The 16,925-nt window shown below is 72.6% G+C and carries 17 protein-coding genes; 6 read left to right on the top strand and 11 right to left on the bottom strand.

Annotated features, from left to right (window positions below; translation table 11 throughout):
• Position 1: 1 nt before the first annotated feature.
• Positions 2-811 carry an SURF1 family protein gene (locus QF032_RS21585; protein WP_306955998.1) on the top strand — a complete coding sequence of 270 codons (810 nt, stop codon included), beginning with the start codon at positions 2-4 and terminating at the stop codon, positions 809-811.
• On the opposite strand, the gene QF032_RS21580 is transcribed toward QF032_RS21585, so the two are convergent.
• The 4 genes from QF032_RS21580 to QF032_RS21565 all read right to left on the bottom strand — a co-directional run bounded on the left by QF032_RS21580 (position 781) and on the right by QF032_RS21565 (position 5,433).
• Positions 781-1,818: a hypothetical protein gene (locus QF032_RS21580; RefSeq protein WP_307044859.1), complete on the bottom strand. Its 1,038-nt coding sequence runs from the start codon at positions 1,816-1,818 to the stop codon at positions 781-783. The genes QF032_RS21585 and QF032_RS21580 overlap by 31 nt on opposite strands.
• 134 nt (positions 1,819-1,952) lie before the next feature.
• Positions 1,953-2,612: a SigE family RNA polymerase sigma factor gene (locus QF032_RS21575; RefSeq protein WP_307050226.1), complete on the bottom strand. Its 660-nt coding sequence runs from the start codon at positions 2,610-2,612 to the stop codon at positions 1,953-1,955.
• Between the two features lie 485 nt (positions 2,613-3,097).
• Positions 3,098-4,156 (bottom strand): aspartate-semialdehyde dehydrogenase, encoded by a 1,059-nt coding sequence (locus QF032_RS21570; RefSeq protein WP_306955999.1) that lies wholly within the window; start codon positions 4,154-4,156, stop codon positions 3,098-3,100.
• Positions 4,156-5,433: an aspartate kinase gene (locus QF032_RS21565; protein WP_306950235.1), complete on the bottom strand. Its 1,278-nt coding sequence runs from the start codon at positions 5,431-5,433 to the stop codon at positions 4,156-4,158. Before QF032_RS21565 ends, QF032_RS21570 begins: the two co-directional genes overlap by 1 nt.
• Before the next feature lie 201 nt (positions 5,434-5,634).
• Here QF032_RS21565 and QF032_RS21560 point away from each other — a divergent pair, with 201 nt between their 5' ends.
• Both QF032_RS21560 and QF032_RS21555 read left to right on the top strand, forming a co-directional pair.
• Complete coding sequence (locus tag QF032_RS21560) at positions 5,635-6,318, top strand: response regulator transcription factor (RefSeq protein WP_307057111.1); 684 nt, start codon at positions 5,635-5,637, stop codon at positions 6,316-6,318.
• Positions 6,315-7,667 carry a sensor histidine kinase gene (locus QF032_RS21555; protein ID WP_307044855.1) on the top strand — a complete coding sequence of 451 codons (1,353 nt, stop codon included), beginning with the start codon at positions 6,315-6,317 and terminating at the stop codon, positions 7,665-7,667. Before QF032_RS21560 ends, QF032_RS21555 begins: the two co-directional genes overlap by 4 nt.
• Before the next feature lie 10 nt (positions 7,668-7,677).
• Here the strand turns inward: QF032_RS21555 and QF032_RS21550 are convergent, their stop codons facing one another.
• On the bottom strand, positions 7,678-8,175 hold the full coding sequence (locus QF032_RS21550) for an SgcJ/EcaC family oxidoreductase (protein WP_307044853.1): 498 nt from the start codon (positions 8,173-8,175) through the stop codon (positions 7,678-7,680).
• A 163-nt stretch (positions 8,176-8,338) separates the two neighbouring features.
• Between QF032_RS21550 and QF032_RS21545 the strand changes: the two genes are divergently transcribed.
• Positions 8,339-9,175: a PhzF family phenazine biosynthesis protein gene (locus QF032_RS21545; RefSeq protein WP_307044851.1), complete on the top strand. Its 837-nt coding sequence runs from the start codon at positions 8,339-8,341 to the stop codon at positions 9,173-9,175.
• A 91-nt stretch (positions 9,176-9,266) separates the two neighbouring features.
• On the opposite strand, the gene QF032_RS21540 is transcribed toward QF032_RS21545, so the two are convergent.
• The 3 genes from QF032_RS21540 to QF032_RS21530 form a co-directional block, all read right to left on the bottom strand.
• Complete coding sequence (locus QF032_RS21540; RefSeq protein WP_306950240.1) at positions 9,267-9,929, bottom strand: DUF5063 domain-containing protein; 663 nt, start codon at positions 9,927-9,929, stop codon at positions 9,267-9,269.
• A complete protein-coding gene (gene recR, locus QF032_RS21535) occupies positions 9,922-10,521 on the bottom strand; it encodes a recombination mediator RecR (protein WP_057577883.1) in 600 nt (199 codons plus the stop codon). The genes QF032_RS21540 and recR overlap by 8 nt, the downstream gene beginning before the upstream one ends.
• Before the next feature lie 79 nt (positions 10,522-10,600).
• Positions 10,601-10,945 (bottom strand): YbaB/EbfC family nucleoid-associated protein, encoded by a 345-nt coding sequence (locus tag QF032_RS21530; RefSeq protein ID WP_306950241.1) that lies wholly within the window; start codon positions 10,943-10,945, stop codon positions 10,601-10,603.
• Positions 10,946-11,265: 320 nt separating this feature from the next.
• Here QF032_RS21530 and QF032_RS21525 point away from each other — a divergent pair, with 320 nt between their 5' ends.
• Positions 11,266-12,003, top strand: coding sequence for an SLATT domain-containing protein (locus QF032_RS21525; protein WP_306956000.1), 738 nt, complete (start codon positions 11,266-11,268; stop codon positions 12,001-12,003).
• Between the two features lie 14 nt (positions 12,004-12,017).
• Here the strand turns inward: QF032_RS21525 and QF032_RS21520 are convergent, their stop codons facing one another.
• From QF032_RS21520 to QF032_RS21510, 3 genes are all read right to left on the bottom strand, one after another.
• On the bottom strand, positions 12,018-13,886 hold the full coding sequence (locus QF032_RS21520) for a serine/threonine-protein kinase (protein WP_307057109.1): 1,869 nt from the start codon (positions 13,884-13,886) through the stop codon (positions 12,018-12,020).
• Between the two features lie 93 nt (positions 13,887-13,979).
• A complete protein-coding gene (locus QF032_RS21515) occupies positions 13,980-14,438 on the bottom strand; it encodes a MarR family winged helix-turn-helix transcriptional regulator (RefSeq protein WP_307057107.1) in 459 nt (152 codons plus the stop codon).
• Positions 14,435-15,046 (bottom strand): DJ-1/PfpI family protein, encoded by a 612-nt coding sequence (locus QF032_RS21510; protein ID WP_306950244.1) that lies wholly within the window; start codon positions 15,044-15,046, stop codon positions 14,435-14,437. The genes QF032_RS21515 and QF032_RS21510 overlap by 4 nt, the downstream gene beginning before the upstream one ends.
• A 308-nt stretch (positions 15,047-15,354) precedes the next feature.
• Here QF032_RS21510 and QF032_RS21505 point away from each other — a divergent pair, with 308 nt between their 5' ends.
• The gene (locus QF032_RS21505) at positions 15,355-16,710 is read left to right on the top strand and encodes an aspartate aminotransferase family protein (RefSeq protein ID WP_306950245.1); all 1,356 of its coding nucleotides are present in this window, start codon (positions 15,355-15,357) and stop codon (positions 16,708-16,710) included.
• Positions 16,711-16,925 lie beyond the last annotated feature (215 nt).

Genomic DNA, 16,925 nt, shown 5'->3' with positions numbered 1-16,925 from the left:
CGTGTACCGGTTCCTGCTGACGCCCCGCTGGTGGGGGATCAACGTCTTCGTGCTGCTGGCCATCCCCTTCTGCCTGTTCATGGGGTCGTGGCAGCTGAGCCGGTTCGAGTCGCGGGTGGACGGCCACCGCGAGGCGAAGGCGCAGGCCGCCTCGGCCCGCACCGGGGCGGCCCGTCCGCTGGCCGAGCTGCTCCCCGTGGACCAGGAGACCTCCGGCAGGCAGGTCACCGCCCGCGGTCGCTACGGCGACCAGCTGCTCGTGCCGGGCCGTGAGCTGGACGGCCGGGACGGCTTCTACGTGCTGACCCTGCTGCGCACCGACGCCGGCAAGGCGCTGCCCGTGGTGCGCGGCTGGCTGCCCGGCGCCGCCGACGCCGCGAAGGCCCCGGCCGCGCCCGCCGGCGAGGTCACCGTCACCGGAGCACTGCAGGCCTCGGAGCAGCCCGGCGACAACGGGGTGAGCGCCCGGGGCGGCCTGCCGGCCGGGCAGACCGCCGCGATCAGCGCCGCGTCCCTGATCAACCTGGTGCCGTACGACCTGTACGACGCCTGGGTCACGCTCGACAAGGCCGACGCGCCGATGACGACGGTGCCGGTGAGCGCGGCCCCGAACAGCGGGCTCGACCTGAAGGCGTTCCAGAACCTGGGCTACACCGGCGAGTGGTTCGTCTTCGCCGGGTTCGTGGTGTTCATGTGGTTCCGGCTGCTGCGCCGCGAGGTGGAGTCCGCCCGGGACGCTGCCCTCGGGATCGTTCCCGAGGAGGTCGCCGGGCCGGTGGTTCAGGACGAGGCGAGCACGCCCGTCCGGTAGATCGTCCCGACGCAGGCGTTCGGCACCGTCGCCTTGAGCGTGGGCGCTCCGGCGCCGGTCGTGTAGGACACGACGACGCTGCCTTCGGCGGTGCCGGTCGTGCCGTCCTCGGTGAACAGCTGGGCCGCGGTGCCGGAGGTCGTCTCGCCGGTGGTGCCGGCCGGTTCGGAGGGGGTCGGCGAGGGGGACGCCGTGCCGCCGCTGTCACCGCCGGAGCCGCCCGTGGTGGGGCAGGTCTCGGCGGGCGCCCAGGCGAACTTCACCTCGTAGGCGGAGCCGGGTGCGAGGGTGAGCTGCGGGACGTACAGGGAGGGGTCGGGCAGGCCGGCCGCCGCGTCCCCGGAGGCGTGCTCCACCACGGTGATCCTGGCGGCGTCGGCCGCGCCCTGGACGTCGAACGACAGGGCGACGGCGCCGCGGACGCTGCAGCCGGCGGCGGAGGAGTTCTGCACCCGGAAGGCGCCGTACACGATGCCCGCCGCGTCGGGGCCGGCGACGGTGGGTGCGCCGCCGTCGAGCTGGTCCGGTGTGCAGGGGGGCGCGGTCGCCGGGGCCGAGGAGGTGGGCCCGGCGCCACTGGAGGCGGCGCCGGCCGCGGACTCCTTGCCCTGGCCGGAGTCGGTGGCGCCGCCCTTGTCCTGGTCACCGGTGCCGCCGGAGGAGTCGCCGACCTTGCCCGAGGAGCCGCCGTCGGGGTTCTTGCCCTGATCGGTTCCCCCCTGCGCCTGTGAGGCCTGGCCGGCGATCGAAGGGTTGGCGTCGGAGCCGCCCGCGTTCGAGACGTGCAGCACGGCGGGGACGGCGGTGCCGAGGAAGAGGGCCGCGGCCGCCATGCCGACGACCGCCTGCCGCTTGCGGGCCCGGCGGACGGGGACGGCTCGCCGCAGGTGGTCCAGGGCGCCGTCGCGCGGCTCCATCTCCTGGACGACGTCGTGGAGCATCCGGCGCAGTGCCAGCTCGTCCGAGTCGAGCCCGTCGGGGCCCTGGTCGTCGAGGTGGTGGTTCACGGTTGAGTTCCCAGCGTGCGATGTCGTCGGCTCGGGTGTGCGCGGCGGGGTCGTCGGCTGCCGCCGCGCGGGGGGCTCGTCGCGCTCGTGCCCGTCGTGGCTCCCGTGGGAGCCACGCTCTTCGGGTTCCTCGCTCACGCCGGCTCCTCCATGGCTATGCGCAGCGCGGCGATGCCGCGTGAGCCGTAGGCCTTGACCGAGCCGAGGGAGATGCCGAGGGTCTCGGCGACCTGCGCTTCCGTCATGTCCGCGAAGTAGCGCAGCACGAGGACCTCGCGCTGCCGGCGCTGCAGGCCCTTCATCGCCTTGATGAGCGAGTCGCGCTCGAGCTGGTCGTACGCGCCCTCCTCCGCGCTGGCCATGTCCGGCATCGGCTTGGACAGCAGCTTCAGGCCGAGGATGCGGCGGCGCAGCGCGGAGCGGGAGAGGTTGACGACCGTCTGACGCAGGTAGGCGAGGGTCTTCTCGGGTTCGCGGACGCGTTTGCGTGCGGAGTGGACGCGGATGAAGGCCTCCTGGACGACGTCCTCGCAGGAGGCGGTGTCGTCGAGGAGGAGGGCGGCGAGACCGAGCAGCGAGCGGTAGTGGGCCCGGTAGGTCTCGGTGAGGTGGTCGACGGTGGTGCCGACGGCCGCCGCTCCCTCGACCTCTTCCACACCGTCACGCTGACCGGGGACGCGGGTGGGCCGCGCTGCGGGCATGGGCGCGATCACCGGCAGGCCGCCGGCCGTGCCGGACGCACGCGGGCGGCGGACGCCGAGCGGCGGCCGCAGGGCCGCGCCGCCGGGCGCCATCGGAAGTTCGAGTACCTCTGCCACGCCTGTTGGACGCACGTCCCCCCTGAGGGGTTGTACGCGTCCGGCGTCACGTTTGCGTCGGCCACGGTCACGCGTACCCGTCTCATGTGTCCCGCTCTTCCCCTGTGTCCCATAGGAACGGGCGTCCCCACGCCCGGACCACCGCGTCCCCGTACGCTGCCACCGCGACCGGGACGCTGTGATCGTTCACACCTCTGCGCACCCCTGAGGGTGACGGCAAAGACGCTCCCCGCCCTGCGCACGGTTGCGGAGAGCGGGGAGAAAATCTTCGGATGCCCAAGGTGCCCGATACAAGTGGTTCGGACCGTCGACCGGCTCACATTGCTTGAAAGATCCTACAATTACGCGCCGCCCCGCCCGGCACCCGCACCTCGGGCCGGCTCCCGCCGCCTCGGGGCCGCCGCGCCAGGACCGTCGCCCCAGGAGTACCTCCTCGGGACCACCGCCTCAGGACAGCCGCCTCAGGACAGCTCGGCCGCGAGCAGCTCCGCGATCTGGGCGGTGTTCAGCGCGGCCCCCTTGCGCAGGTTGTCCCCGCACACGAACAGCTCCAGCGCCGTCGGGTCGTCGAGGGCCCGGCGCACCCGGCCCACCCAGGTGGGGTCGGTGCCGACCACGTCGGCGGGGGTGGGGAACTCGCCCGCCGCCGGGTTGTCGAAGAGGACGACGCCGGGGGCCGTCGCGATGATCTCGCGAGCGCCCTCGACGGTGACCGTGTCCTGGAAGCGGGCATGGACGGTGACGGAGTGCCCCGTGACGACCGGGACGCGGACGCAGGTCACGGCCACCGGCAGCTTGGGCAGGCCGAGGATCTTGCGGGTCTCGTCCCGCACCTTCATCTCCTCGGACGACCAGCCGTCCGCGCGCAGCGACCCCGCCCACGGGACGACGTTCAGCGCCACCGGGTCGGGGAACGGCCCGGTGCGGTCGCCGACGGCCCGCCGCACGTCGCCCGGGTGGGTGCCCAGCTCGGTGCCGGCGACCATGGCGATCTGCTCCCGCAGCGTCTCCACGCCGGCCCGGCCGGCCCCGCTGACCGCCTGGTACGACGACACCACCAGCTCGCGCAGCCCGTACTCGGCGTGCAGCGCGCCCAGGGCGACGATCATCGAGAGGGTGGTGCAGTTGGGGTTGGCGACGATCCCGCGCGGCCGGACCCGCACCGCGTGCGCGTTGACCTCGGGCACCACCAGCGGCACCTCCGGGTCCATCCGGAAGGCGCCGGAGTTGTCCACCACGACCACGCCCCGGGCGGCGGCGACCGGCGCCCACTGGGCCGCGACCTCGTCGGGAACGTCGAACATCGCGACGTCGACCCCGTCGAAGACCTCCTCCGACAGGGCCAGCACCTCGACCTCCTCGCCGCGCACGGCCAGCTTGCGGCCGGCCGAGCGCGCCGAGGCGACGAGTCTGATCTCACCCCAGACGTCGGCCCGCTGGGACAGGATCCGCAGCATGACCGTGCCGACCGCACCGGTCGCCCCCACGACCGCGAGCGTCGGTCGGCGCGTTGCCGAGATCAACGCCCGGTGCCCCCGTAGACGACGGCCTCGTCGCTGTCGGAGTCGAGCCCGAAGGCGGTGTGCACGGCGCGCACGGCCTCGTTGACGTCGTCGGCGCGGGTCACGACCGAGATGCGGATCTCGGAGGTCGAGATGAGCTCGATGTTGACGCCCGCGTCGGCCAGGGCCTTGAAGAAGTCGGCCGTGACACCCGGGTTCGTCTTCATTCCGGCGCCGACCAGGGAGATCTTGCCGATCTGGTCGTCGTAGCGCAGCGAGTCGAAGCCGATGCCGGACTTGTTCTTCTCCAGCGCGTCGATGGCCTTGCGGCCCTCGGCCTTGGGCAGCGTGAAGGAGATGTCCGTCAGACCGGTGGAGGCCGCGGACACGTTCTGCACGATCATGTCGATGTTGATCTCGGCGTCGGCGATCGTCCGGAAGATCACGGCGGCCTCGCCCGGCTTGTCCGGCACGCCGACGACCGTGACCTTGGCCTCGGAGGTGTCGTGCGCGACACCGGAGATGATGGCCTGCTCCACCGGCTTGTCCCCTTGCTCGATCGGTGCACTGCTGACCCACGTGCCCTCGTGCCCGCTGAAGGAGGAGCGGACGTGGATCGGGATGTCGTAGCGGCGGGCGTACTCCACACAGCGGTGGAGCAGCACCTTGGAGCCGGAGGCCGCGAGCTCCAGCATGTCCTCGAAGGCGATCCAGTCGATCTTGCGGGCCTTCTTCACCACCCGCGGGTCGGCGGTGAACACGCCGTCCACGTCGGTGTAGATCTCGCAGACCTCGGCGTCGAGTGCGGCGGCGAGGGCCACGGCCGTCGTGTCGGACCCGCCGCGCCCGAGCGTGGTGATGTCCTTCTTGTCCTGGCTGACGCCCTGGAACCCGGCGACGATGGCGATGTTGCCCTCGTCCAGCGCGGTCCGGATGCGGCCCGGCGTGACGTCGATGATCCGGGCTTTGTTGTGGACCGAGTCGGTGATGACACCTGCCTGGCTGCCGGTGAACGACTGGGCGCTGTGGCCCAGGTTCTTGATCGCCATGGCCAGCAGGGCCATGGAGATCCGCTCTCCGGCGGTCAGCAGCATGTCGAACTCCCGGCCGCTGGGCATCGGTGACACCTGCTCGGCGAGATCGATCAGCTCGTCCGTCGTGTCGCCCATCGCGGAAACGACAACGACCACCTGGTGGCCGTTCTTCTTCGCTTCCACGATCCGCTTGGCGACGCGCTTGATGCCCTCGGCATCGGCTACGGAGGAGCCTCCGTACTTCTGCACGACAAGGCCCACGTGCGCTCCTCGCTCAGTTTGTCTCTTTCCGCACATACGCCCTTGTACTGCGGTCGGCTCAGTCTAACGAGCGCCCGAAATCCACCTCCGGGGTACCGCATGGTGAGATGCCGGGCGCTCGCTCTGGTGGTCCCTGCCCACTTCCGCGCCGGTGATAGCTGTGAATTAAGTTTCAAGGACGTGGAGGACTAGTGTGCGAACGTGCACGTACTTCTGGTGGAAGACGACGAGCCGGTCGCCGAATCGCTCCGACGCGGGCTGAAGCGGTACGGCTTCGCGGTCGACTGGGTGAGCACCGGCGCCGCCGCCCTCGCCCACCCGGGCCCCTACGACGTGGTCCTGCTGGACCTGGGGCTGCCCGACACCGACGGCCTCGACGTCTGCAAGGCGCTACGTGAGCGCGGCAGCGTGCCGATCATCGTGATCAGCGCCCGCAGCGACGAGACGGACCGGGTGGTCGGCCTGGAGCTGGGCGCCGACGACTACGTGTCCAAGCCGTTCGGGGTGCGCGAGGTCATCGCCCGGATACGCGCGGTGATGCGGCGCGTGCAGCCGCGCACGGCCGCCGGCGCCCCGGCCGACCGGTACGGGGCACGCCTCTCGATCGACCGCAAGGCGGCCCGCGTCCACGTGGACGGCGCGGAGATCGCGCTCGCGCCGAAGGAGTACGACCTGCTCGCCTTCCTCACCGAGGAGCCGGGCGCGCTGATGTCGCGGGAACAGATCATGGAAGCGGTCTGGGACGCGAACTGGTTCGGCCCGACGAAGACGCTGGACGTGCACGTGGCGGCCCTGCGGCGGAAGCTCGCCGGGGTCGTCGCCATCGCGGCGGTGCGCGGGGTCGGCTTCCGCTTGGAGATCGTCGAGGACGCCGAGTCCGCATGAACCGCCAGCTCATCCGCAGCTACATCCTGCTGGTCGCGGTCGCCATCCTGCTGTTCACGGTGCCGGTCGCCTTCACGCTCACCAAGCAACTGCGCGACGACACCGAGCTGTCCGTCCTGCGCGAGGCCCACACCATGGCGCTGCTGCTGGGCAACGGCGACCGCATCTCGTGCGAGGCGCTGACCGAGGTGGCCGAGGCGTACGGCGAAGGGACCCCCGGCAACGTCCAGGTGACCCCCACCCGCAACTGCGCCCCGGACCTGCCGGAACCCGCCGCGGGCCCCGCGCTGACCCGGGCCGTGCGGCAGAACGAGCCGACGACCGACTGGGGCTCGGACTTCATCTGGGGCGAGCACCTGACGGTCACCGTGCCCGCCCAGGGTGAGGCGGCCGTGCGGATCGTCTACTCCACCTCGGACATGACCCGGCGGCTGTGGAGCATCTGGGGCTTCCGCGCCGGGCTCGCCGTCCTCGTCCTGGCGGCGGCCGCGGCGATCGGCGCGTACGCCGCCCGCCGGATCACCGCGCCGCTGCGCGCCCTCAACTCCATGGCGAGCAGGTTCAGCGACGGGGACCTGACCGCGCGCTCCCCGGTGACGGGCCCGCCGGAGACCCAGACGCTGGCGCGCACCCTCAACCAGGGCGCCGAACGCCTGGACACGCTGGTGGCCTCGCAGCGCATCTTCGTCGCGGACGCCTCGCACCAGCTCCGCACGCCGCTCACGGCGCTGCGGCTGTCGCTGGACAACATCGCGGACGGCGTGGACGACGAGTTCGTCCGCGAGGACGTGGAGCAGGCCACGGCAGAGGTGGTCCGCATGAGCCGGCTGGTGAACGGTCTGCTGGTGCTGGCCCGCGCCGAGGCCAAGGTGACGGCGGCGGAGCCGCTGCCGTTGAAGGACATCGTGGCCGAACGGCTGACGGTGTGGAGACCGGCCGCCGACGAGCGCGGAGTCACCATCGCGCTCAGGGGGAGTGGTGTCGACGGCCGGCCGTCTGTGCTGGCCAGCCCCGGTCATCTGGAACAGGTGCTGGACAACGTGCTCTCGAACGCCCTGGAGGTGTCGCCGGACGGCGGGATGATCACCGTCCGGCTGGAGTCCGGGGCGGGCGAAGTGGTCCTGTCGGTGGCGGACGAGGGTCCGGGCATGTCGGACGCGGAGAAGTCCCGCGCCTTCGACCGCTTCTGGCGCGGTCAGGGCCTCACCGGGCGCTCCGGCTCCGGGCTCGGCCTCGCCGTCGTCAGACAGCTGGTGACGGACGACGGCGGGACGGTGAGCCTCGAGGATGCTCCCGGGGGCGGTCTGCGCGTGTGCTTCACGCTCCGGGCGGCCCCGCGCGCGGGGTGATCCGCGGCGGTCAGCTCTCGGGCATCGCCGACGAGTGGTGGTTGACGATCAGCCACTTGCCGCCGCGCTTCTCGTACTCGTAGGTGTAACGGGCCTCGACGACGCGCTTCTTGCCGGTGGCGGGGTCGGTGAGGGTGAACTGGTACACGCCGCTGTCCAGGGCGGAGTTGCCGTCGAGGACGTTGATGTGCGTCTCGATCTTCTTGCCGACCGGCTTGTTCTGGAGGAAGTGCTCCATGTAGTCCACGATGCCGGCGTGGTCGGCGCGGACCTTGTTGGAGAGGGTGGGCAGCAGGACCGCGTTCTTGGCGTAGCGGTCGGCCACGACCTCCGGGTCACGGGTCTGCAGCGCGGCGTTCCAGCCGTCGAACAGCGCGGCGATCTGCTTCTTGCTGGGCTTCGAGGGCTTCTCGGGGCCGGCCGCACTGACGCCGACCGACACCGTGGCCGCGGTGACGACGGCGGTGGCGGTGACGAGGGCGGCGCGTATGCGGGTCTTGCGGGTCATCGCAACTCCTGTGCGGCTTGGTGCGGTTGGATGACTCAAGACTCGCGTCCGGCCGGTTAGCGCCCGTGCAGCCGCCGTACAGGGGACGTTTAAGCCCCGCCCAATTCTTCGGCGGCGCCGGTGGGTGGGGACGGCCCGCCGCGGGCTGCGCTACGGTCGCCGCATGGAGGTTCTGCGCTATGTGGCCTTCGGCACCGACCCGGCCGGGGGCAACCCCGCCGGCGTGGTGCTCGACGCCACCGGCATCGACGAGAAGACCATGCTGGCGACGGCGGCCGAAGTCGGCTACTCCGAGACGGCGTTCGCCGTGCCGTCCGACGACGGCGGCCTGGCCGTCCGGTACTTCAGCCCGCTCGCCGAAGTGCCGTTCTGCGGCCACGCGACGATCGCCACGGCGGTCGCCCACGCCGAGCGGCACGGAACGGGCTCGCTGGTCCTGCACACGGGCGTCGGGACGGTCCCCGTCACCACCGCCGTGGCCGACGACGGCACCACGGTGGCGACCCTCGTGAGCGTCGCCCCACGCACGAAGCCCCTGGCCGATGACGATCTGACGGAACTGCTGGCGGCGCTGCGCTGGTCCGCCGACGAGCTCGACCCGGCCCTGCCGCCCCGCGTGGCCTACGCCGGGGCCTGGCATCCGGTCGTCGCCGCGGCCGACCGCGGCCGGCTGGCCGACCTCGACTACGACATGCCCGCCCTGTCCGCCCTCATGGCCCGCCGGGACTGGACCACCGTCGACCTGGTGTGGCGGGAGTCCCCCACCGTCTTCCACGCCCGCAACCCGTTCCCGCCCGGCGGGGTCGTCGAGGACCCGGCCACCGGCGCGGCGGCCGCCGCCCTCGGCGGGTATCTGCGGGAGCTCGGACTCGTCTCACCGCCAAAGACCCTGACGATCCACCAGGGCGCCGACATGGGCCGCCCGAGCACCCTCACGGTCTCCGTGCCCGGCGGACGGGACAGCGGGATCGGCGTCACGGGGACGGCCGTGCCCCTCTGACCCGCCCACCCCGAAGCCCCCTGTCGGCGGCTAGGCGTGTTTCAGAGGTCCCGCCTGCCCGGCGGGCGGACGACGCTACTCTCGAAACGCCCTAGGTGCGGGGTCGTGCGCCCAGTTGGCCGCCGATCTCCTCGGCCATCACGCGGCCCGCCTCGAACTCCAGGGTCTCGTCGCCCAGCGGGGACTGGTCGGTGTCGAGACCGTCCAGCTCTTCCAGGGGCTGGTCCAGGCGGATGTGGGCGAGGACCGAGTGCAGGGCGCGCAGCGTCGCCGACGCCGTGGAGCCCCAGTTGGAGAAGTAGGAGAACTGCCACCACCACAGGGCCTCGGTGATGCGGCCCGCGCGGTAGTGGACCATGCCGTGGCGCAGGTCGGCGATCACGTCGGCGAGGTCGTCGGAGATCCGGGCCGGCACGGGCGCCTTGCGGGGCTCGTAGGGGTCGAAGACCTCGGAGTAGACGTCGACCGGGTCCAGCAGCCGGGCCAGGTTCTCGCGGAGTTCGTCGGCGTCCGGTTCGAAGCCCGGGTCGGGCTCGTAGCGCTCGTCGGGGACGATGTCCTCGTGGGCGCCGAGACGGCCGCCGGCCAGCAGGAGCTGGGAGACCTCCAGGAGGAGGAAGGGGACCGCCGAGCCCGGTTCGTCGCCCTTGGCCACCTCGGTGACGGCTACCAGGAAACTCTCCACCTGGTCCGCGATCTGGACCGCGAAGTCGTCCGGGTTCGGGCCGGTCGCGTGCAGCGTGGCGTCAGACATCTAGGAGTCGTCTCCCCTCGAAGGCGCGGCCGAGGGTGACCTCGTCCGCGTATTCCAGGTCGCCACCCACCGGGAGGCCGCTGGCCAGGCGGGTGACCTTCAGGCCCATGGGCTTGATCATGCGGGCGAGGTACGTGGCGGTGGCCTCGCCCTCCAGGTTCGGGTCGGTGGCCAGGATCAGCTCCGTGACCGTGCCGTCCGCCAGCCGGGCGAGGAGTTCCCTTATCCGCAGGTCGTCGGGGCCGACCCCCTCGATCGGGCTGATCGCGCCGCCCAGGACGTGGTACTTGCCGCGGAACTCGCGCGTGCGCTCGATCGCGACGACGTCCTTCGGCTCCTCCACGACGCAGATGCAGCTCGGGTCGCGGCGCGGGTCGCGGCAGATGCCGCACAGCTCCTCCTGCGCCACGTTGCCGCAGGTCGCGCAGAAGCGGACCTTCGCCTTGACCTCCAGGAGGGCGTGGGCGAGCCGCCGTACGTCCGTCGGCTCCGCCTGCAGGATGTGGAAGGCGATCCGCTGCGCGCTCTTGGGACCGACGCCGGGCAGCCGCCCCAGCTCGTCGATGAGGTCCTGGACCACGCCTTCGTACAACGGACTGCCGTCCTTCCTGGGGTTCCTTGCGGTACGTACCGTAGTCGGCCGAGGCCCCGCCGCGTAAGGCGGACCGGCCCTAGAAAGGCAGACCCGGAATGCCGCTGCCGCCGCCCAGGCCCTGGGCCAGCGGGCCGAGCTTCTGCTGCTGCAGGGTCTGCGCGTTCTCGTTGGCCGCCTGGACGGCCGCGACGATCAGGTCGGCGAGGGTCTCGGTGTCCTCCGGGTCGACCGCCTTCGGGTCGATCTTCAGCCCGCGCAGCTCGCCGGAGCCGGTCACCGTGGCCTTCACCAGTCCACCGCCCGCCTGCCCGTCGACCTCCGTGTTCGCCAGCTCCTCCTGGGCGCGGGCGAGGTCCTGCTGCATCTTCTGGGCCTGCTGGAGCAGCTGCTGCATGTTGGGCTGGCCACCACCGGGAATCACGGTCAACTCCTGTGTTCTACGACTGTCGGGCGCGTCTTCGAACGGTTTCTTGCCGCTCGGCACGAGCCTACGTGGTCTGTGCGGGTGTCGCCCCAGCACTCTTTCGAGTGAGTTGTGCGGGAGTCGTATACCTGATCAAGGCCTACTTCCAGGCGTAAAAGAGACGAAACCTTCCTCTTCGCCACCCATTGGGAGGTAGGAAAGGTCCGGCGCATCAGCACCGGGCATCACACACGTCGCGGGCGTCACGCAACGTGAGCGGCCGGATCGGTCGGATCAGTCGGGATCGGGAGGGAGTGCGGGTGGCTCAGCAGCCGGAGATGCAGCCCGAAGGACCGCCTCAGGACGGGCGGGGCGAGGGCGGCGCGGCCGGGCTGCGGCCGGGCGACCTGACCGGACGGGCGTTCCCCCTGGGGGACTGGGGCGAGCCCGCCGAACGGCTGGAGGAACTGTACCGGTGGGTGGAGCGGGGAGCGCTGGAGACGGCCGCCTGGTACCTCGCCGACCGGGTGTGGAAGCGGCGGGGCGCACGGGCCCTGCGCACCGGCGCGGCCGCCGGGGCGGTGTGCGGGGCCGCGCTGCCGCTGCTGGACCTGACCCGGGTGATGGGCGGCGTGGCCCCGTGGGGGTATCTGGCGCTGCTGCTGGCGGTGGCGTGCCTGGCGGTGGACCGGTTCTTCGGGGTGACCTCGGGCTGGATGCGGGACGTGGCCACCGCGCAGGCCGTGCAGCGCAGGCTGCAGGTGCTGCAGTTCGACTGGGCCTCGGAGAGCGTCCGGGAGGTGCTGGGGCCGGCCGAGGGCACGGCGAGCGAGGCCGCCGAGCGGTGCCTGGCGGTGCTGCGCCGGTTCTCCGAGGACGTCGCCGACCTGGTGCGCACGGAGACGGCCGACTGGATGGTCGATTTCCGCACCGGTCCCGCGCCCCTGGGCATCCAGACGGCGGTCGCCGTCGGCGGACGGGTGGACGCCGGTGGCGGCCCGGGCAGGTTCCCCTCGCCGCCGGGAGCGAACGCCCGGCCGAACATGCCCCGCCAACGCCCGCCGGAGCCCCGCTGACCCGGCGGCGGTTTTCAGTCGCGGGTGTACGTCAGCTTCTCCCCGGTGCCGGTGTTGACGCGTTGGAGGCTGCCGTCGGGGAGGAGGGTGACCTCCGAGGCCGCGCCGGGGGTGCAGGAGGAGAGGGGTTCGCCCGCGGTGACCTTGGACGGGCCGATCCGCAGCGGGCCGTCGCCGCCGGGCCGTCCGGCGAGGGTGGCGCTGAACTCGCAGTGGTAGGAGTCGCCGTCCGCGGCGAGGGCGAGCACCGTGTCCCCCACCTCGCCCTGCGTGATGGTCAGCCGGCGCTTGTTGGTGCCGGTGTCGTTCTTGATCGTGGCGGTCCAGTCGCCGAGGTAGGCCGCCGGGACCTCCCCCTTCTGCGACGGGGACGCGGAAGCGGACGCGGAGGGGGACGACGACGGGTCGGGCTCCGGCGAGGAGGAACCCGCCGTTCGGGAGGCCGAGGGGCTGGGCGACGGGCCCGCGACGCCGTCGTCGTCGCCGTTCATGAACGCGTACACCGAGCCGCCGGCGGCGATCGCGACCACCAGGGCGACCAGGACGAGCAGGACCGTCGTACGGCGGCTGCGGCCCGGCGGGTCCTGCGGGCCCGCGGGTTCGTCCGTCCCGTAGGGGCCGTAGGGGGTGTACGGGACGGACGGGCCGCCGGGCCCGCCGGCGTCCGCCGCGTACGGGTTGTAGGGGGCGGGCACGCCCGGCGTCGGGTGGTGGCCGTATCCGGGGGCGGAGGGCGCCTGCTGCGGTTGCCGGGGTGGGTAGCCGTACGCCGGGTGGGCCGGGGCGGGGCCCGCACCGGCCGGATGCGACTGCTGCTGCGGCACTCCGCCGGGACCCGCGACCAGCGTGGGCCGGTGGTCCGGCGCGTGCGCCTCGCCGCGCGGCCCGGAATGCTGCGGAACGGCCTGGAACGGAGCGGTGGGGCTCCACCGGGCGGTGCCCGCCGAGGCGTCCGTGCCCTCCGGGTCCTCCACCTCCAGCAGCCGCACGGCGTGCCGGCCGAGCTGGGCGACCAGGGCGCCGGGCAGCCAGGGGTCGCGGGAGCGGCCGTCGGAGACGGTGTCGTCGACGCCGGTGAGTTCCAGGACGCGGTCGAGGGAGGGGCGGGCCCCCGGGTCCTTGCGCAGACAGCCGCGGACCAGGTCGGCGATGCCCTCGGGGACGCCCGCGAGGTCGGGTTCGTTCTCCGCGATGCGGAACATCAGGGCGGGCACGCCGCTGTCGGCGGAGCCGAACGGCAGGGCGCCGGTGGCGGCGTAGGTGATGACCGAGCCGAGGCAGAAGACGTCGCTGGCGGGCGTGACCGGGGCGCCCCGCAGTTGTTCGGGGGCCATGAAGCCGGGCGAGCCGATCACCGCGCCGGTCTGGGTCAGCCGGCTGTCGCCGCTCACGCTCTCCAGCGCCCGCGCGACGCCGAAGTCGATGACGCGCGGCCCCTCGATGGTGACCATCACGTTGGACGGCTTGAGGTCGCGGTGGACGATGCCGGCGGCGTGGATGTTGGTGAGGGCGTGCGCGAGGCCGGCGGCGAGGATGCGCACCGACCGTTCGGGCAGCGGACCGTGGTCGTGGCCCACGACCTGCTGGAGGCTCGGCCCGGCGACATAGCCGGTGGCGACCCAGGGAACGGCGGCCTCGGTGTCGGCGTCGAGGACGGGCGCGGTCCAGAACCCGCCGACCCGCTGCGCGTTGCGCACCTCCTGCCGGAACCGCGCCCGGAACTCCTCGCGCGCCGCCAGCTCCGGCCGCACCAGCTTCACGGCGACCGTCCGCCCGCGGTCGGAGCGGGCGAGGTACACCTGGCCCATGCCGCCCGCGCCCAGCCGCGCGAGCAGCCGGTATCCGCCGATGCGCTGCGGGTCCCCCTGGCCCAGCTTCTCCATCGCAGCGCCGCCTTTCCCGCACATGTGTGATCGGGACATGTGCAATCCAGCCGAGAATAATCCGGCCGTTCGGGGAGTTGTGCGGCCCGATGTCTACGGTTGCGTAACGGGCTGCTCCAGTGCGTCCAGCACCTTGGACAGGCGTTCCAGGACGTGTACGGCCTCGGCGAGCTCCGCCTCTCCGTACGCCCGCGCCAGGCGGTCGGCGAAGGCCGCGTGCCCGGGGTCGATGCGGGCGACCGCGGCCCGTCCCGACTCGGTGGGGGCGAGCAGCTTGGCGCGCCGGTGGGCGGGGTTGGGCAGGTATTCGGCGAGCCCGTGCTCGACCAGCAGGTCGGCGATCCGCTGCACGCTCTGCCGGGTGATGCCCATGGCGCGGGCGATGCCGGACACCGGCAGCGGTTCGCCGAGGACCGCGCCGAGCACCTGCCACCGGGCGGCGGAGAGGCCGGACGGGCCGGCCAGTTCCTCCGCGACGGCGAGGAACTGGCCGTTGAGCCGGAAGACCCCTAGGGCGCTGCGGCTCAGCAGTTCCTGGCGCCGCGCGCTCACCGGCCGGCCGTCGCGTTCTCCAGGACGGCGTAGGCCTGCGGGTCGGAGTCGTGGAACAGCCGGTACCAGGCGTCCAGCACCTCGCCCTCGTACACGCCGAGGAGGCGCAGGATCTCGCGGGCGAAGGCGACCGGCTCGGTCGGGCCGGCGGTGACCAGCGCGCCGTCCGTCACCGCGTCCGCCTCGGTGTACCGGTGGCCGCCGCGGTAGCCGGTGGCGGCCAGATAGAAGGAGACCGCGCTCGTGTGGTCGCGCTCGTCGAGCAGGCCCTCGCGGGCGAGCCCGGCGGTGGCCCCGCAGATCGCGGCGACGGGGGTGCCGGCGGCGAGGAACTCCCGCGCCTTGCGGGCGAAGGGCGCGAGGTCGTCGGTGGTGTCCCAGAGGTCGGCGCCCGGGAGGATCAGCAGGGAGCTGTCCTCGGGCCGCACGTCGTCCAGCGCCAGGTCGGGCTGGACCCGCAGGCCGCCGATGCTGGCCACCGGCGCCGCCGTGGACGCGCCGACCGTCCGGATCCGGTGGCCGCCCCGCGCGAGGTACGCCGTCGCGAACCCCGTCTCCCAGTCGGCGAACGTGTCGTACACGGCGAGATGCACGGGCTTGCCGCTCATGGCTCCTCCTGAGGCCTCGGACCTCGACCGTCCTCGAGGTTCATGACAGCAGCCTGTCATTTCGACAGCAAGCTGTCAACCTCTGTCGGCCTGTCTCCTCACCCGCCCTTCGCCCCTCCCTCTGCCGTCCACCCTCCGTCACTCCCTCCGCCGCCCGCCCTCCGCCGCCCGCCCTCCGTCACCTCCCTCCGCCGCCCGCCCTCCGCCGTCACCCCTCCCCCACGCCCGACAACCTGTCGCGGAATCGCCCCGCCCACGGAACAGGACGCCGATACCGCTTCCGCATCGCGGACATTTACGCTCACTGCATGACCCCTCAGACCGACCCCCGGGCCGGCGCCGCCGTCAAGGCCGCCGACCGCGCGCACGTCTTCCACTCCTGGTCCGCCCAGGAGCTCATCGACCCGCTCGCCGTGGCCGGCGCCGAGGGGTCGTACTTCTGGGACTACGACGGCAACCGGTACCTCGACCTCACCAGCGGACTCGTCTACACGAACATCGGCTACCAGCACCCGAAGGTCGTCGCCGCGATACAGGAGCAGGCCGCACGCCTGACCACCTTCGCGCCCGCCTTCGCGGTCGAGGCCCGCTCCGAGGCGGCCCGGCTGATCGCCGAGCGGACCCCCGGCGACCTGGACAAGATCTTCTTCACCAACGGCGGGGCGGACGCCGTCGAGCACGCCGTGCGCATGGCCCGGCTGCACACCGGACGCGCCAAGGTGCTCTCCGCCTACCGCTCCTACCACGGCGGCACCCAGCAGGCAGTGAACCTCACCGGCGACCCGCGCCGCTGGGCCTCCGACACCGCGACGGCCGGCGTCGTGCACTTCTGGGCGCCCTTCCTCTACCGCTCCCGCTTCTACGCCGAGACCGAGGAGCAGGAGACCGCACGCGCCCTCGAGCACCTCGAGACGACGATCGCCTTCGAGGGGCCGGCGACCATCGCCGCGATCATCCTCGAGACGATCCCCGGCACCGCCGGCATCATGGTCCCGCCGCCCGGCTACCTCGCGGGCGTCCGCGAGATCTGCGACCGGCACGGGATCGTCTTCATCCTCGACGAGGTCATGGCCGGGTTCGGGCGCACCGGCGAGTGGTTCGCCGCCGACCTGTCCGGCGTCGTGCCCGACCTGATGACCTTCGCCAAGGGCGTGAACTCCGGATACGTGCCGCTCGGCGGCGTGGCCATCTCCGGCGCCGTGGCGGAGACCTTCGGCAAGCGGCCCTACCCGGGCGGTCTGACGTACTCGGGGCACCCGCTGGCCTGCGCGGCCGCCGTCGCGACGATCGAGGTCATGGCGGAGGAGGGCGTCGTCGAGAACGCGAAGCGCCTCGGCGCCTCCCTCGTCGAGCCGGGGCTGCGGGCACTGGCCGAGCGCCACCCGAGCGTCGGCGAGGTGCGCGGGGTCGGCATGTTCTGGGCGGTCGAACTGGTGAAGAACCGCGAGACCCGCGAACCGCTGGTGCCGTACAACGCGGCCGGCGAGGCCAACGCGGCCATGGCCGCGTTCGGCGCGGCGGCCAGGAAGGCCGGCGTGTGGCCGTTCGTGAACATGAACCGCACGCATTTCGTGCCGCCGCTCAACGTCTCCGAGTCGGAGGTCAAGGAAGGCCTCGCGGCCCTCGACACAGCGCTCTCGGCGGCCGACGAGTTCACCGAGTAGGAGCCCGGCCGGCGACCCGCCCCGGGGCCGCTTCCCCGCAATCCCGCGGATTCCCCCCGACGCATTCCGGCGGGACACCGGCGGGATTCCGGGCGACACCGGCGGGATTCCGGGCGACACCGGCGGGATTCCGGCGGGATTCCCTCGAAGGGGGCTTGATTTCGTCGAACGCGTAAGCTGGCGTGCTCGTACATAACGACGAGCACGCCACTTTT

The sequence above is a fragment of the Streptomyces achromogenes genome, assembly GCF_030816715.1.
Lineage (GTDB): Bacteria > Actinomycetota > Actinomycetes > Streptomycetales > Streptomycetaceae > Streptomyces > Streptomyces achromogenes_A.
This window is presented reverse-complemented; position numbering and strand designations above follow the sequence as displayed.

Coding starts and splice junctions, on each gene's coding strand:
- QF032_RS21555 (WP_307044855.1), top strand. CDS start 6,315: ATGAACCGCCAGCTCATCCGCAGCTACATCCTGCTGGTCGCGGTCGCC.
- QF032_RS21550 (WP_307044853.1), bottom strand. CDS start 8,175: ATGACCCGCAAGACCCGCATACGCGCCGCCCTCGTCACCGCCACCGCC.
- QF032_RS21545 (WP_307044851.1), top strand. CDS start 8,339: ATGGAGGTTCTGCGCTATGTGGCCTTCGGCACCGACCCGGCCGGGGGC.
- QF032_RS21520 (WP_307057109.1), bottom strand. CDS start 13,886: ATGGAGAAGCTGGGCCAGGGGGACCCGCAGCGCATCGGCGGATACCGG.
- QF032_RS21575 (WP_307050226.1), bottom strand. CDS start 2,612: ATGGCGCCCGGCGGCGCGGCCCTGCGGCCGCCGCTCGGCGTCCGCCGC.
- QF032_RS21525 (WP_306956000.1), top strand. CDS start 11,266: ATGCAGCCCGAAGGACCGCCTCAGGACGGGCGGGGCGAGGGCGGCGCG.
- QF032_RS21505 (WP_306950245.1), top strand. CDS start 15,355: ATGACCCCTCAGACCGACCCCCGGGCCGGCGCCGCCGTCAAGGCCGCC.
- QF032_RS21510 (WP_306950244.1), bottom strand. CDS start 15,046: ATGAGCGGCAAGCCCGTGCATCTCGCCGTGTACGACACGTTCGCCGAC.
- QF032_RS21540 (WP_306950240.1), bottom strand. CDS start 9,929: ATGTCTGACGCCACGCTGCACGCGACCGGCCCGAACCCGGACGACTTC.